The sequence below is a fragment of the Flavobacterium sp. UBA4197 genome (genome assembly GCF_002379575.1).
Lineage (GTDB): Bacteria > Bacteroidota > Bacteroidia > Flavobacteriales > Flavobacteriaceae > Flavobacterium > Flavobacterium inviolabile.
Genome location: NZ_DFUB01000028.1, coordinates 17,639 through 33,090 on the forward strand (window position 1 = coordinate 17,639; position 15,452 = coordinate 33,090).

The following is a 15,452-nucleotide window of genomic DNA, read 5'->3' on the forward strand; positions in this document are numbered from 1 at the left end:
TGTCCAACCTTTTTTATAAATGATAATTTATTTACGCAGTTTCTTTTGGTCTTGTGATATAATAAACCGGTATTCCGGCAAGCATGATCAGTACGCCCCAACCACACGTACTGGTGCGGTCGATCAGTAAAGCAATGCATATAGCTGATGCTACGATAATATACAAAGCCGGTAAAAACGGATAGGCAAAAGCCTTATATGGTCTGTTGGCATCCGGCATTTTCTTTCTTAAAATAAAAATACCATATATCGTCAGTATGTAAAAGATGATTACAATGATCATTACATAATCCAGTAAATCCCCGTATTTCCCGGTCAGGCACAAAAAGGAAGCCCAGATACACTGGATCCATAATCCCCAGCCCGGTACGCTGGCTTTGTTTAACTCGGCGGCTTTTTTAAAGAACAAACCGTCTTTTGCCATCGTGTAATACACGCGGGATCCGGCCATGATCAAACCATTGTTGCAGCCAAAAGTCGAGATCATGATCATGATCGCTATGACAATGGTTCCGGTTGCACCAAAAATGTGCTGCGATGCGGCTACGGCAACCCTTTCCGATGGAGCAAAAGCAATTTCCTGCAGCGGCATTACGGCAAGATACATCACGTTGGCTAAGATATAGATGACACTCACAATTAAAGTCCCTAAAAACAAGCTTAAACCCACATTGCGTTCCGGGTTTTTAATCTCTCCGGAAATAAAGGTAACCCCGTTCCAGGCATCACTGGAAAATAAGGAGCCTACCATGGATGCAGCGATAGCCGATGCTAAGGCGTATCCGGAAACAGGAATCCATGAATTGCTGTCTTTCTGGAAAGACTGTGCATTCCAGGCATCCGTCCAGTTTGCATTCCAGATATCGACTTTGGCAGCCAGGATAAAACCGAAAATGATCAAACCAAAAAGGGAGGCGATCTTCGTGATGGTAAAAATAGTCTGGATGTATTTTCCGTTTCGAACCCCTTTACTGTTAATATAACTCAGGAAAATAATGGTTCCTATAGAAACCAGCTGTGCTGCATTAAGCTTAAATGAACCGATTTCATAGAGGATATTCTCATCGCTTACCGCAGGAATCAGATAGGCCGTAAACTTTGAAAAGGCGACGCCAACAGCGGCAATGGTTCCGGTTTGTATGACCGCAAAGAAACTCCAGCCGTATAAAAAAGCAATCAGCTTATTATAGGATTCCTTTAAATAAATATACTGCCCGCCGGCATGCGGAAACATAGCACTCAGCTCTCCGTAGCTAACGGCAGCCGTTATGGTTATTAAAGCAGAAACAATCCAGATCGCAATCAGCCATCCGGCACTGCCTATGTTCTGAGTGATTCCGGCACTCACAATAAAAATTCCGGAACCAATCATCGAGCCTACCACAAGCATGGTGCCGTCCAGAAGACCTAATTCTCGTTTTAAAGTTGGGGTTTCGTTATGCATATAGAATTAATGATTTATTAGGGTTAAAGATATGAAAAATGAGTTTTGTTGCTCTTTTTTTTGTAACTTTCATAAAGACAAAAACAAAACATTATGGAAAACGTAAAAGAGTACAGCAACGGAGAAGTTACTGTGGTTTGGAAGCAACAATTATGTGAACATTCCGGAAATTGCGTTCGTGGACTTCCGGAAGTATTCCGTCCTAAAATTACCCCCTGGATCGAAGTCCGTAAGGCCAGTTCCGGAGAAATAATCCATCAGATTGAACAATGTCCTTCGGGTGCCTTATCGTTTTATTACAATAAAAAAGAAAACAATGGATGATCATTTGAAATTAGTCAATAATCAGGAAAAAAACCGCTTTGAACTGAAAGTGGAAGGCTACACAGCCTTTATTGATTATAAAATAAAAGATAAAAAAATATACCTCATCCATACCGAAGTTCCGGCGGAACTGGCTGGAAAAGGAGTGGGGAATGCAATTGTGCTCAAAACACTGAACTATATTAAAGACAATGGTTTTTCGTTAGTCCCTTTATGTCCGTTTGTGGCGGCCTATATCAAACGGCATCCGGAATGGGAAACTATTGTGGCACATTAATACGGTAAAGCAGTATGAAGAACGAATAAACGGTTTGGCAAGTAAACATTTTCTATCTTTGCCGCATGAATGAACATTTAGATCCAACAAACCAAAAATATAATGCAGAGGAACTCGATTTAGAAAAAAAATTGAGACCGCTGTCATTTAGCGATTTTACAGGACAGGATCAGGTACTGGAAAATCTGAAAGTATTTGTTCAGGCTGCCAACATGCGTGGAGAAGCACTGGATCATACCTTATTTCACGGGCCACCGGGATTAGGGAAAACAACATTGGCTAATATTCTGGCCAATGAATTAGATGTGAATATTAAAATTACTTCCGGTCCGGTTTTGGACAAGCCGGGAGACTTAGCCGGTTTGCTGACAAATCTGGACGAGCGTGATGTTTTGTTCATTGATGAGATTCATCGATTGAGTCCTATAGTTGAAGAATACCTGTACTCGGCTATGGAAGATTTCAAAATTGACATCATGATCGAAAGCGGTCCGAATGCCAGAACAGTTCAGATTAACCTGAACCCGTTTACGCTGGTAGGTGCAACCACACGTTCCGGACTGTTAACAGCACCAATGCGTGCCCGTTTTGGAATCCAGAGCAGGCTGCAATATTACAATACCGAACTGCTCACGACCATTGTGCAGAGAAGCTCTTCTATTTTGAAGATGCCTATCACGATGGAAGCGGCCATTGAAATTGCAGGAAGAAGCCGCGGAACACCGCGTATCGCCAATGCTTTACTGCGACGTGTTCGTGACTTTGCCCAGATAAAAGGAAACGGAAAAATTGATATTGAAATTGCCCGTTTCTCACTAAAAGCCCTGAATGTCGATGCCCATGGACTGGATGAAATGGACAACCGCATCTTAACCACTATAATCGATAAATTTAAAGGCGGCCCGGTGGGATTGTCCACTCTGGCAACAGCCGTATCGGAAAGCGGGGAAACAATCGAAGAAGTGTACGAACCCTTTTTAATTCAGGAAGGATTTATCATCCGGACACCGCGGGGACGGGAAGTGACCGATAAAGCCTATAAACATCTGGGAAGAATAAGAACCAATATTCAGGGAGGATTGTTTTAAGACCATGATTAACAATAAAGCAAAATATACAGATCTCATCAAAACCGAAGCCAAACGCCTCGGTTTTTTGTCATGTGGTATTTCGCAAGCCGGTTTTTTAGCAGAAGAAGCACCCCGTCTGGAAGACTGGCTGAAAAACAACAGAAACGGAAAAATGAGCTATATGGAAAATCACTTTGATAAAAGACTGGATCCGACACTGCTTGTTGATGATGCCAAAAGTGTTATCTCCTTACTGTTGAATTATTATCCGGCAGAACAGCAAAGCTTCGGAAGCTATAAAATTTCAAAATATGCTTACGGGGAAGACTACCATTTTGTGATAAAAGAAAAACTCAGGGAACTGCTGCACTTTATCGAAACAGAAATCGGGGAAGTGTCCGGCAGGGCTTTTGTAGATTCGGCTCCGGTTTTAGACAAAGCCTGGGCGGCAAAGAGCGGTTTGGGCTGGATTGGAAAAAACAGTAACCTGTTGTCCAAACAGGTGGGCTCCTTCTTTTTTATCGCAGAGCTCATTGTGGATCTTGATCTGGAATATGATAATGCCACTACCGACCATTGCGGGAAATGTACCGCCTGTATGGATGCTTGCCCTACCCAGGCAATCGTAGCACCCTATGTTGTAGATGGCAGTAAATGCATTTCCTATTTTACCATCGAATTAAAAGAAAACATTCCAACGGAAGTCAAAGGAAAATTTGACGATTGGATGTTTGGCTGCGATGTGTGCCAGGACGTATGCCCGTGGAACCGCTTCTCAAAACCTCATAACGAACCGCTATTGCAGCCCAATCGGGACATACTCTCTTTTTCTAAAAAAGATTGGGAAGAAATAACGGAAGACACCTTCAGAAAAGTATTTAAAAACTCCGCCGTTAAAAGAACAAAACACCAGGGACTGGTTCGGAACCTGAAATTCCTGAAAGACTAAACGGACAGCATAAGTATTTGTTAAATTAATGAAAACTTGATATTATTGGCCTGCTTTTTGTTGTATTTATTAATAATGTGGTTGCTTTATTTTCTAAAATTTGAGAAATAAGCAATTTTTAGTAATTTTAATAAATATAATCCTATGAAACAAAGTCCCCCCAAAATTTTAGTATCCCTTTTAATACTTTTTTGTGTAAACGTATTTGCTCAGGTAGGAATCGGAACAGCAACACCGGATCAGTCGGCTATGTTGGATGTTGCCGGAAACAACAAAGGAACATTATTATCACGGGTATCCTTATCCGGGAATGCCGATATTGCCACGATACCCAACCCGGCTGTAGGCCTGATGGTGTATAATACAACAGCAGTTGCTGTTGGAACAGATGATGAACTGCCGGTTGGCTACCATTACTGGAACGGTACAAAATGGGTCAATATCGCAGAAACATCCAACTCAAACGGCAGTAATGCTAAAATCAAAACCTATGCCTATGTCGGGCCGTACTCCGGTCAAAGTACTAACGGTATCAATGTTGGTGATTTCTCTTTCAGAATACTGTTGAGTCCCAATATTGTAAGTGGAACGACCAGTGAAAATGTTTCACCTCAGATCCGGAATAACACAGTATCGAATATCGACTTAACAGGTTTTGCTGCTATGAACTACGGAAATGGCAGCGGAACCATTAACTATACTTCCGGAACGGTTATCAATACCGCTACAAATCTGGCGAATCCCAATACCCGGACATTGCCTGCTAACTCCTGGGCATGGTGGGGTGAATCCGGATTTATCCAGGCGGGCGGCGGAAGCACCAGTGAAAAACGGCAATACACTCTTACCGTTGACGATGTGAACTACAATAAATTCTGGAGAGTGGAATTTATGTTCATTAATCCGGGCGGCACGGTAGCGACATTACCAACGGCAAAATGCGTTATTTATGTGGAAGAAGTGATTGGAATGACTGTTAATTAATATTTTAGTTAATTGTATCTCAAAGGGTTGTCTTTTCAGGCAGCCCTTTGTGCTTTTTTGAGGGTTGTGTTTTTTTAAAAGATTCGCTGTTAAAAGTTTCTAAAATTATACACTTACCGTTATCTTTGTCTGTTAGTAAAATAAAAAACTATGCATAAAGACAGCAAAAGAAGAGAGGCTTTATTATACCATGCTAAACCGACACCGGGAAAAATCCAGGTGGTACCAACTAAAAAATATGCAACACAAAGAGACCTGGCTTTAGCCTATTCTCCTGGAGTAGCAGAACCGTGTTTGGAAATTGAGAAAGACGTAAATAATGTTTATAAGTATACCGCTAAAGGAAATTTAGTAGCTGTAATTTCAAATGGAACAGCAGTTTTGGGCTTGGGTGATATCGGACCGGAAGCTTCAAAACCGGTAATGGAAGGGAAAGGACTTTTGTTTAAAATCTTTGCAGATATTGATGTTTTTGATATTGAAGTTGATACAAAAGACGTTGATAAATTTATTGAAACCGTAAAAAATATTGCTCCGACTTTTGGAGGAATTAATCTGGAAGATATTAAAGCACCGGAATCTTTTGAAATCGAAAGAAGACTGGTGGAAGAATTGAATATTCCGGTTATGCACGATGACCAGCATGGAACGGCTATCATTTCGAGTGCCGCCTTATTAAATGCCGTTGAACTTGCCGGGAAAAAAATGGACGAAGTAAAAGTGGTTGTTTCCGGTGCAGGATCGGCAGCAATTGCTTGTGCTAACCTCTACGTTTCTTTTGGCGTGAAGCAGGAAAATATTGTCATGTTCAACAGTAAAGGAGCCTTGCGTAAAGACGATCCGAAGATTTCGGAAATGCAGCGGGTGTATGCTACAGATAAAGAATATGCATCTTTAGCAGATGCGATGCTGGGGGCTGACGTATTTATCGGACTGTCATCAGGCGATATCGTAACGCCGGATATGTTAATAGGTATGGCCGAAAACCCTATTGTTTTTGCGATGGCTAATCCGCGTCCGGAAATTAATTATGACCTGGCGATTGCAACCCGTAAAGATATTATTATGGCAACCGGACGTTCGGACCATCCTAACCAGGTGAACAACGTTTTAGGATTCCCTTTTATCTTTAGAGGTGCTTTAGACGTTCGTGCTACTAAAATTAATGAAGAAATGAAAAAAGCTGCGGTAGTCGCTCTTGCTAATTTAGCGAAAGAGTCGGTGCCGGAGCAGGTGAATATCGCTTATGGCGAAACAAAACTAAACTTTGGAAGGGATTATATCATTCCAAAACCATTCGACCCGAGATTGATTGCACAGGTACCGCCGGCAGTAGCTAAAGCTGCTATGGAATCCGGAGTGGCCACAGCACCAATCACTGACTGGGACAGATACAGCGAGGAATTGCTGGAAAGAATGGGATCCGATAATAAAATGCTGCGATTGCTGATTAATCGTGCTAAAATAGATCCTAAAAAAGTCATCTTCGCAGAAGCGGACCATTTGGATGTGTTGAAAGCAGCACAAATTGTTTCGGAAGAAGGAATCGGTGAACCTATTTTGTTAGGAAACAGAGAAACCATTCAGGAACTGATGGAAGAAATTGGCTTTGAACAGGAAGTACTGATCATTGATCCGAAAACAAAAGAAGAAGAAGCCAGAAGAAATCGTTTCGCAGAAGCATACTGGAAAAGCAGACAAAGAAGAGGAACAACCTTGCTGGATGCTCAGAAATGGATGAGAGAGCGTAACTACTTTGCCGCGATGATGATCAACGAAGGCGAGGCAGATGCTTTGGTTACCGGATATTCCAGAAGTTACCCAACGGTTGTAAAACCAATGCTGGAACTTATCGAAAAAGGACATGGTGTTTCCAGAGTGGCGACTACCAACCTGATGATGACCAAAAGAGGACCGCTTTTCTTAGCCGATACGGCAATCAATCCGAATCCGTCATCGGAAGATCTGGCGAAAATTGCCTTAATGACTGCAAAAACAGTAAGAATGTTCGGAATGGAGCCGGTAATTGCCATGGTGTCCTTCTCGAATTTCGGTTCGTCTAAAAACGAAAGTGCTTCCAAAGTTCGTGAGGCCGTTTCCTATTTACATAAAAACTACCCGGATTTAATTGTTGATGGAGAAATCCAAACCGATTTTGCCCTGAATTCCGACATGCTGAAAAGCAAATTCCCGTTCTCTAAATTAGCGAATAAGAAGGTGAATACCTTAATCTTCCCTAATCTGGATGCTGCGAATATTACCTATAAACTATTGAAAGAGCTGGATAAAGCGGTTTCTATCGGACCAATCATGCTGGGCTTGGACAAACCGGTACATATTTTCCAGTTGGGTGCCAGTGTGGAAGAAATGGTAAACATGGCAGCAGTAGCTGTAGTGGACGCTCAGGAAAAAGAAAAAAGGGTAAAACAAGCCAAACGATAATTTGGTCTAAATCGGATAAATTGACACTTATCCCTTTTAAATTAGGATAATAAAAGATTTTTCTTATTTTTGGTAATAACGAATACGTAATTATGATTGCACATATTCAAGGGAGACTAACTGAAAAGTCGCCAACAGAGGTAATTATAGACTGTAATGGTGTAGGGTATCACATAAATATCTCGCTCCATACGTTTTCGTTATTGCCAAATTCAGAAAACATAAAGCTCTATACTTTTCTACAGGTAAAAGAAGATGCCCATACACTTTTTGGGTTTATGGAAAAAGCCGAAAGAGAACTATTCAAACTATTACTTTCCGTTTCAGGAGTGGGAGCAAGTACAGCAAGAACCATGCTGTCGTCCATAACACCTCAGCAAATCATTCATGCTATAGCCGGTAATGATGTCGCTACCGTTCAGTCCATTAAGGGAATTGGTGCTAAAACGGCGCAGCGTATCATATTGGACCTGAAAGATAAAGTGCTAAAAGTCTATAATCTGGAGGAAGTTTCTGCTGTAGAAAGCAATACAAATAAAAATGAAGCGTTATCAGCTTTGGAGGTTTTAGGATTTATGAGAAAATCAGCCGAAAAAGTGGTCGATAAAATTGTAAAGGACAATCCCGATGCTTCTGTGGAGTCAATCATTAAACTAGCCTTAAAAAACTTATAATTCTTGGAAACATTTTACTCTCATGATTTTTTTAAGAAGACAAAGACCGGATTTACAATTTTGGTTTTATTCTTTTGTTTTTCTATCCAAGCTCAGGTAGACGAAGAAGAACAAGATTCTATTAAAACTGGGGCATCCTTAGGGAAACTTAATATATCGAATCCCAAAAGTATTCTGGAGGCTTATACCTATGATCCGGTTACGAATCGGTATATCTATACCAAAACTTTTGACGGTTTTAATATTAACTACCCTATTATACTAACGCCACAGGAATATGAAGAATTGGTTTTGAGAGAATCAATGCGGGATTATTTCAAGCAAAAATCAAGTGCGATTGACGGCAAGAAAGCCGGAAGTGAAAATGCTAAAAAAGATTTATTACCAAGATATTATGTGAATTCGAGCTTCTTTGAAGCCATTTTTGGAGGGAATACCATCGATGTGAAACCGTTAGGTTCCGTAGAAGTCGATTTGGGAATGCGGTACACCAAACAGGATAATCCGGCTTTCTCACCCCGAAACAGATCGACATTTACATTCGATTTCGATCAGCGGATCAGTTTGAGTTTACAGGGGAAAGTAGGAACCCGGTTAAACGTAAATGCCAATTATGATACCCAATCAACCTTTGCGTTCCAGAACTTAATCAAACTGGAATATGCTCCGGGTGAAGATGATATCATCAAAAAAATAGAAGTTGGTAACGTAAGCTTACCATTAAACAGCTCCCTGATTCGTGGAGCACAAAGTCTTTTTGGGGTTAAAGCCCAGTTCCAATTCGGAAAAACAACTGTAACGGGAGTCTTCTCGGAACAAAAATCGCAAACCAAAACGGTTACGGCCCAGGGCGGAGGAACCATTCAGGAATTCCAGTTATTCGCAATGGATTATGATGCAGACAGACACTACTTCCTGTCACAGTACTTTAGAAACCGCTATGACGATGCTTTAAAACCCTATCCGCAAATCAACAGCCGTGTACAGATTACCCGTGTGGAAGTTTGGGTAACGAACAAACAGAACAGGGTTAGTACTACAGACAATAACCTTAGAAACATCATGGCCTTGCAGGATTTAGGGGAGGCGCAGCAGATGGGCGTTAATGATACGGATATTATCGGTATTCCTTCGGCAGGATTTTTTAACCAGCCGCCGGGATCGCCAGTAGACAATAAAAATAACAAATTCAACCCTGCAAATATCGGTACGAACTATTTGGGATCGGGCATCAGGGAAATCTCCAGTGGAAATACAGCCTTTAATATTCCGGCTTATACCGCTGTTGAAGGAAAAGATTTTGCGAAACTGGAAAATGCCAGAAAACTGACTTCAAACGAATATACCTTCCATCCGCAGTTGGGATATATCTCCTTAAACCAGCGTTTGGCAAACGATGAAGTATTGGCGGTAGCTTACCAGTATACAATGGGCGATCAGGTTTTCCAGGTTGGAGAATTCGGTACAGACGGTATTGACGGTACCGTGGTACAGCCGGGAGCAAACCAGGGCGATCAGCCAATTGTAAACACACAGAGTCTTATCCTTAAGATGTTGAAAAGTAGTTTGACCAATGTGAGTCAGCCTGTCTGGAATTTGATGATGAAAAATATCTACCAGATTCCGGGAGCTTTCCAGTTAACACAGGAAGATTTCCGTTTTAATATTTTATATACCGATCCTTCCCCGTTAAATTACATCACTCAGGCTCCGGCAGGAGGTGTAACACAACCTTCGGTTCCTTTACCGGCAGATGTGGAAAATACACCGTTGATTAAAGTGTTTAACCTGGATCGTCTGAATTATACCAATGACCCGCAGGTTGGCGGAGACGGTTTCTTCGACTTTGTACCGGGTATTACGGTAGATCAGCAAAACGGACGGATTATCTTTACCACGGTAGAACCATTTGGTAAACACCTATTCGAGAAACTGAAAGTATCACCAACAGAAGATTATACTGGGAATCCAAACAATGGATCCGACTATAATGCGAACCAGAAAAAATATGTTTTTAGAAACCTCTATAAAACAACACAGGCAGGCGCATTACAGGATAGCGATAAAAATAAATTCCAGTTAAAAGGTAAATTCAAATCTTCCGGAGGCGACGGTATCGCAATTGGTGCCTTTAACGTTCCTCAGGGATCTGTTGTGGTAACAGCCGGAGGAAGAAGATTGGTGGAAGGTGTCGATTTTACAGTTGATTACCAGAGAGGTCGTGTTCAGATTCTGGACCCTTCCTTACAGGCATCCAGCATTCCGATTGAAGTAACTTTGGAAAACAATGCCATCTTCGGACAGCAGACAAGACGTTTCTACGGATTGAACGTAGAACATAAATTCTCGGATAAATTCCTGGTAGGCGGTACCTTCCTGAGACTATCGGAACGTCCGTTCACGCAAAAATCAAACTACGGACAGGAATCCGTTAACAATACGATCTTCGGATTAAATACTAATTTCTCCACAGAAGTACCATTCTTTACCCGATTGGTAAACAAGCTTCCGAATGTGGATACCGATGTACCGTCCAATCTTTCCTTTAGAGGAGAAATTGCTTACCTGCAACCGGGTGCTTCAACAGCCGACCAGTTTAACGGAGAAGCAACAACCTATATTGATGACTTTGAAGGTTCACAGACAACTATAGACATGCGTTCGGCCCAGGCCTGGTCATTAGCCAGTACACCGGTTGGTTACGGCGATGAACTAGCTGCTCCGGACTATGGCTTCAGAAGAGCGAAATTGTCATGGTACTCTATTGACCCTACATTTTATGCTTCGTCACAATTACCGGCAGGTTTATCTGTAGATGATATTTCTTCAAACAGAACCCGTAGAATTTTCAGCCAGGAACTTTACCCGGTTACCGATATTGCCCAGGGACAAAGTACGGTTGTGAACACTTTAGACTTAACATACTATCCTCGTGAGAGAGGGCCTTATAACTTTAGTACGCTTGCGAATCCGGCAGATAACTCTTTGGCGAATCCGCAAAACAACTGGGGTGGTATCATGAGAGCGATTAACTCGACCAACTTCGAACAGTCGAATGTGGAATACATCCAGTTTTGGATGATGGACCCTTATTACGGCGCCAATAACCCGTCGTTGTTTACCAATGAAGGAAAACTGACATTCAACTTAGGAGAGATTTCGGAAGATATTTTAAAAGACGGAAGAAAGTTCTATGAAAACGGTTTAGGACCAAATCAGATATTGGTACAGCCGCAGGGACCTTGGGGTAACGTTCCGGCTTCCCAATCCCTGATCTATGCTTTCGATACCAATGAAAACAACCGTGAGGCACAGGATGTCGGATTTGACGGTTTAAATGATGCAGAAGAAGCGGCTAAATTCCCGGCATTTGCTGGAAATCCCGATCCGGCTGCAGATAACTACCAATACTTCCTGAATGCACAGGGTGATATTATCCAGCGTTACAGAAACTACAACGGTGTACAAGGAAACTCACCGATAGCCGTGTCCGATACAAACAGAGGATCGACTACCTTACCGGATGTGGAAGATATTAATCGTGACAATACCATGAATACGATTAATGCCTATTGGAAATTTGAAGTGCCTATTAAATACTATCCGGGCGACGTACCGGTTGGACAGGACTTTATTGCCGATGTGCGAATCAACAATAACGTGGATTTAGCCAATGGCGGTACCGGACAGGTAAGATGGATCCTGTATAAAATCCCGATTCTGGAAGCGACAGATGCTAACCGTGAAGGAACAATTTCCGATTTCCGTTCGATCCGTTTTATGAGAATGTTCATGTCGAACTTCTCCGATCAGATTACGTTGCGTTTCGGAGCTTTAGACCTGGTTAGAGGAGAATGGAGACGTTATACCAATACATTGGATCCTAACGAAACACAAGAACAAAATGAAAACGACAACACCGGATTCGATGTTGTAGCGATAAACATCCAGGAAAACGGAAACCGTTCACCAATTCCTTATGTAACCCCTCCGGGAGTTACCAGAGAGCAATTGTATAACAACAATACGATCATTAACCAAAACGAGCAGGCCCTTTCCCTAAGAGTCTATAAAAAAGAGGCCGGATCTCCGGGCTTAGGCGGATTGGAACCGGGTGATGCAAGAGCGGTGTTTAAAAATGTTAGTGTAGACATGCGTCAGTTTAAAAAACTAAGAATGTTCCTGCACGCAGAAGCATTGCAGCCACCGGCAGAAACACAGCCGTTAATGGCCGATCAGATGGTTGCTTTCATCCGTTTTGGTAATGACTTTACACAAAACTTCTACCAGGTGGAGATTCCTTTAAAACCAACGGCTTTCTCAGCCCGTTCGGCAGAAGAGATCTGGCCGCTTGAAAATGAAATCGATTTACGACTGGAATTGCTGACACAGTTAAAAGTATTGGCTTTACAGAATAATCTGCCGGTACCGGCAGACCCGCTTACCGGAATTGCCTATGTGCGGGAAGATATCCTGGATCCGTCCTTGTCTGCCAAAGTGAATAAATTAACGCTGGGTATAAAAGGTAATCCGAATTTCGGTATGGTAAGAACCTTAATGGTCGGATTGAAAAATATCTCAACCCAGGAAGTAAGGGGAGAAGTTTGGTTCAACGAGCTGCGCATGTCGGAAATGGACAACAAAGGCGGTATGGCGGCTATTGCCAATCTGGATACCAACTTTGCCGATTTAATGAACATTTCGGCTACCGGTAGAATGAGTACCGTTGGATTCGGAACACTGGAACAGGGACCAAATGAAAGAAGCCGTGAAGATGTTAAACAGTATAATATCGTTACCAATATTAACCTGGGTAAATTATTGCCGAAGAAATGGGGAATCAACCTGCCATTCAACTATGGTATCGGTGAAGAGATAATCACGCCGGAATATGATCCGTTCAACCAGGATATTAAATTACAGCAATTGCTGGATGTAACGGCAGACGGTGCTGAAAAAGACAATATCCGTAACCGTGCGATCGACTATACAAAACGGAAGAGTATTAACTTTATCGGCGTGAAAAAAGACAGGGCTCCGGAACAGAAACAACACGTTTACGACCCGGAAAACCTTACTTTATCGTATTCCTTTAACGAAACGGAACACCATGATTTTGAAGTAGAGAATTTATTGGATCAGCAGGTAAAAACATCAGCCGACTATGCCTTTACGTTTAAACCGAAAGCGGTTGAACCGTTAAAGAATACGAAATTCATGAAGAAAAGCAGTTACTGGAAAATGTTGAGTGATTTTAACTTTAACTACCTTCCGACTAATATTTCATTCAGTTCGACAATTTTACGTCAGTACAACAGACAGCAATTCCGTCAGGTAGATGGTGTTGAAGGTATTGCGATTGATCCGTTATACAGAAGAAATTACTTCTTCAACTACCAGTATGGTTTTAACTATAACCTGACAAAATCATTGCGTATCAATTACAATGCGTCGTCCAATAATATCGTGAGAAACTATCTGGATGAAAACAAAATTCCGGATCCGAACAATACGATCTGGGACAGCTATTTCGATATCGGAGAACCGAATAATCACACGCAGCAGTTGAATATCAACTATGACCTGCCGTTAAATAAACTGCCGTTCTTAAGCTTTGTGAAATCGACCTATACGTATACCGGTGATTACAACTGGCAGCGTTCTTCGGATGCCTTCTCTTCTATTGATGGCTATGATTTAGGAAACACCATTCAGAATGCCGGTTCACACCGATTGAACACGGTATTAACGATGGACAGCTTCTATAAATATATCGGATTGACCAAGCAAGGTAAAAAAGTGGCGCCGAAACCGGCAGGACCAGCGCCGAAACCGGTTCCGGGTCAGAAGATCACTAAACTGGATGCTCCGGTTGACAACAAGCCAAATCTGATTTTAGACGGTTTGATCAGCGTGGCTACCAGTGTGAAAAACATCCAGATCAATTATACCGAAAATGGTGGTACGGTACTTCCGGGTTACCTGCCAAGTATCGGTTTCTTCGGAACGATGCAGCCTACACTTGGATTTATTATGGGTAGTCAGTCGGATGTTCGTTATGAAGCGGCAAGAAACGGCTGGTTGACCAACTATCCGGAATTCAATCAGAGCTTTACTCAGGTTAAAAATAAAATCCTTGATGTAACCGCTCAGGTAGAGTTATTCCCGGATTTAAAAATCGACTTGAATGCTAACAGAACCTATGCACAGAATTTCTCTGAGCAATATGATGTTGATGCTTATGGTAATTATAATTCCCGTTCGCCATACGATTTTGGTAACTTCTCCATTTCGACGGTGCTGATTAAAACGGCGTTCTCACAAAGTGATGAAAACTTCTCGGCAGCATTTAATGACTTTAGAAGCAACCGTTTGGTAATCGCAAACCGTTTGGCAGAAGAAAGAGGAATCGATTTAACGAACCCTGCCAATATCGGTACGGACGGTTTCCCGAAAGGATTCGGAAGAAACAGCCAGGCAGTATTGTTGCCGGCATTCTTAGCGGCCTATACCGGAGCGGATGCATCCAGTGTGTCGACAGGAATTTTCCGTGATGTTCCGATTCCGAACTGGACCGTGAAATATACCGGATTAATGCGTTATAAATTCTTTAAAGATAACTTCAAACGTTTCTCTTTACAGCATGGATACCGGGCGTCCTATACGGTAAACTCCTTCCGTTCGAATTTTGAATATGATGCCAATCCGGATGTTGTGAATCAGACCACACAGAATTATCCGGTAAAAACCATAGTATCGAATGTTAACTTAGTGGAACAATTCAACCCGTTAATGAGAGTGGATTTTGAAATGAAAAACTCATTCAAGATTTTGGCGGAAATGAAAAAAGACCGAAGCTTATCGTTGAGTTTTGATAACGGATTGCTGACAGAAGTAAAAGGAAATGAATATATCGTAGGATTAGGATACCGTTTTAAAGATGTAACGATCAACTCCAAACTGGCCGATAATCCAATGGGTGTCATTAAGAGTGATATTAACCTGAAAGCCGATTTATCATTGCGTCAGAACCAGACGATTGTCCGTTACCTGGATTATGATAACAACCAGTTGGCAGGAGGTCAGGATATCTGGTCGCTAAAACTAACAGCCGATTATATGTTCAGCAGAAACCTGACAGCGATTTTCTATTATGATCATTCGTTCTCTCAGGCGGTTATTTCAACATCGTTCCCAATGACGAATATTCGTGCCGGGTTCACATTGCGCTATAACTTCGGAAATTAATAAAGAAAAGATTTTATAGTTATCACTAATAAATATACAT

At 41.9% G+C, this 15,452-nt stretch carries 9 protein-coding genes; 8 read left to right on the forward strand and 1 reads right to left on the reverse strand.

Annotated elements, in window-relative coordinates:
• Positions 1-31: 31 nt before the first annotated feature.
• A complete protein-coding gene (locus tag B3394_RS15005) occupies positions 32-1,444 on the reverse strand; it encodes an APC family permease (RefSeq protein ID WP_286926256.1) in 1,413 nt (470 codons plus the stop codon).
• Positions 1,445-1,537: 93 nt separating this feature from the next.
• Here B3394_RS15005 and B3394_RS15010 point away from each other — a divergent pair, with 93 nt between their 5' ends.
• The 8 genes from B3394_RS15010 to sprA all read left to right on the forward strand — a co-directional run bounded on the left by B3394_RS15010 (position 1,538) and on the right by sprA (position 15,412).
• On the forward strand, positions 1,538-1,768 hold the full coding sequence (locus tag B3394_RS15010; RefSeq protein WP_177731660.1) for a (4Fe-4S)-binding protein: 231 nt from the start codon (positions 1,538-1,540) through the stop codon (positions 1,766-1,768).
• The gene (locus B3394_RS15015; RefSeq protein ID WP_286926300.1) at positions 1,761-2,045 is read left to right on the forward strand and encodes a GNAT family N-acetyltransferase; all 285 of its coding nucleotides are present in this window, start codon (positions 1,761-1,763) and stop codon (positions 2,043-2,045) included. The genes B3394_RS15010 and B3394_RS15015 overlap by 8 nt, the downstream gene beginning before the upstream one ends.
• A 65-nt stretch (positions 2,046-2,110) precedes the next feature.
• Positions 2,111-3,133 carry a Holliday junction branch migration DNA helicase RuvB gene (gene ruvB / locus B3394_RS15020; protein ID WP_177731665.1) on the forward strand — a complete coding sequence of 341 codons (1,023 nt, stop codon included), beginning with the start codon at positions 2,111-2,113 and terminating at the stop codon, positions 3,131-3,133.
• 4 nt (positions 3,134-3,137) lie between these two features.
• Complete coding sequence (gene queG / locus B3394_RS15025) at positions 3,138-4,064, forward strand: tRNA epoxyqueuosine(34) reductase QueG (RefSeq protein WP_177731668.1); 927 nt, start codon at positions 3,138-3,140, stop codon at positions 4,062-4,064.
• Positions 4,065-4,208: 144 nt separating this feature from the next.
• A complete protein-coding gene (locus B3394_RS15030; RefSeq protein ID WP_286926348.1) occupies positions 4,209-5,048 on the forward strand; it encodes a hypothetical protein in 840 nt (279 codons plus the stop codon).
• A 150-nt stretch (positions 5,049-5,198) separates the two neighbouring features.
• Complete coding sequence (locus B3394_RS15035; RefSeq protein ID WP_273246454.1) at positions 5,199-7,490, forward strand: NADP-dependent malic enzyme; 2,292 nt, start codon at positions 5,199-5,201, stop codon at positions 7,488-7,490.
• A 92-nt stretch (positions 7,491-7,582) separates the two neighbouring features.
• Complete coding sequence (gene ruvA / locus B3394_RS15040; RefSeq protein WP_177731678.1) at positions 7,583-8,164, forward strand: Holliday junction branch migration protein RuvA; 582 nt, start codon at positions 7,583-7,585, stop codon at positions 8,162-8,164.
• Between the two features lie 3 nt (positions 8,165-8,167).
• A complete protein-coding gene (sprA, locus tag B3394_RS15045; RefSeq protein WP_286926352.1) occupies positions 8,168-15,412 on the forward strand; it encodes a cell surface protein SprA in 7,245 nt (2,414 codons plus the stop codon).
• Positions 15,413-15,452 lie beyond the last annotated feature (40 nt).

Bases quoted from the DNA above. Each gene is read 5' to 3' on its own strand.
- queG (WP_177731668.1), top strand. From the start codon at position 3,138: ATGATTAACAATAAAGCAAAATATACAGATCTCATCAAAACCGAAGCC.
- ruvB (WP_177731665.1), top strand. From the start codon at position 2,111: ATGAATGAACATTTAGATCCAACAAACCAAAAATATAATGCAGAGGAA.
- B3394_RS15005 (WP_286926256.1), bottom strand. From the start codon at position 1,444: ATGCATAACGAAACCCCAACTTTAAAACGAGAATTAGGTCTTCTGGAC.
- B3394_RS15015 (WP_286926300.1), top strand. From the start codon at position 1,761: ATGGATGATCATTTGAAATTAGTCAATAATCAGGAAAAAAACCGCTTT.
- B3394_RS15035 (WP_273246454.1), top strand. From the start codon at position 5,199: ATGCATAAAGACAGCAAAAGAAGAGAGGCTTTATTATACCATGCTAAA.
- B3394_RS15010 (WP_177731660.1), top strand. From the start codon at position 1,538: ATGGAAAACGTAAAAGAGTACAGCAACGGAGAAGTTACTGTGGTTTGG.
- B3394_RS15030 (WP_286926348.1), top strand. From the start codon at position 4,209: ATGAAACAAAGTCCCCCCAAAATTTTAGTATCCCTTTTAATACTTTTT.
- ruvA (WP_177731678.1), top strand. From the start codon at position 7,583: ATGATTGCACATATTCAAGGGAGACTAACTGAAAAGTCGCCAACAGAG.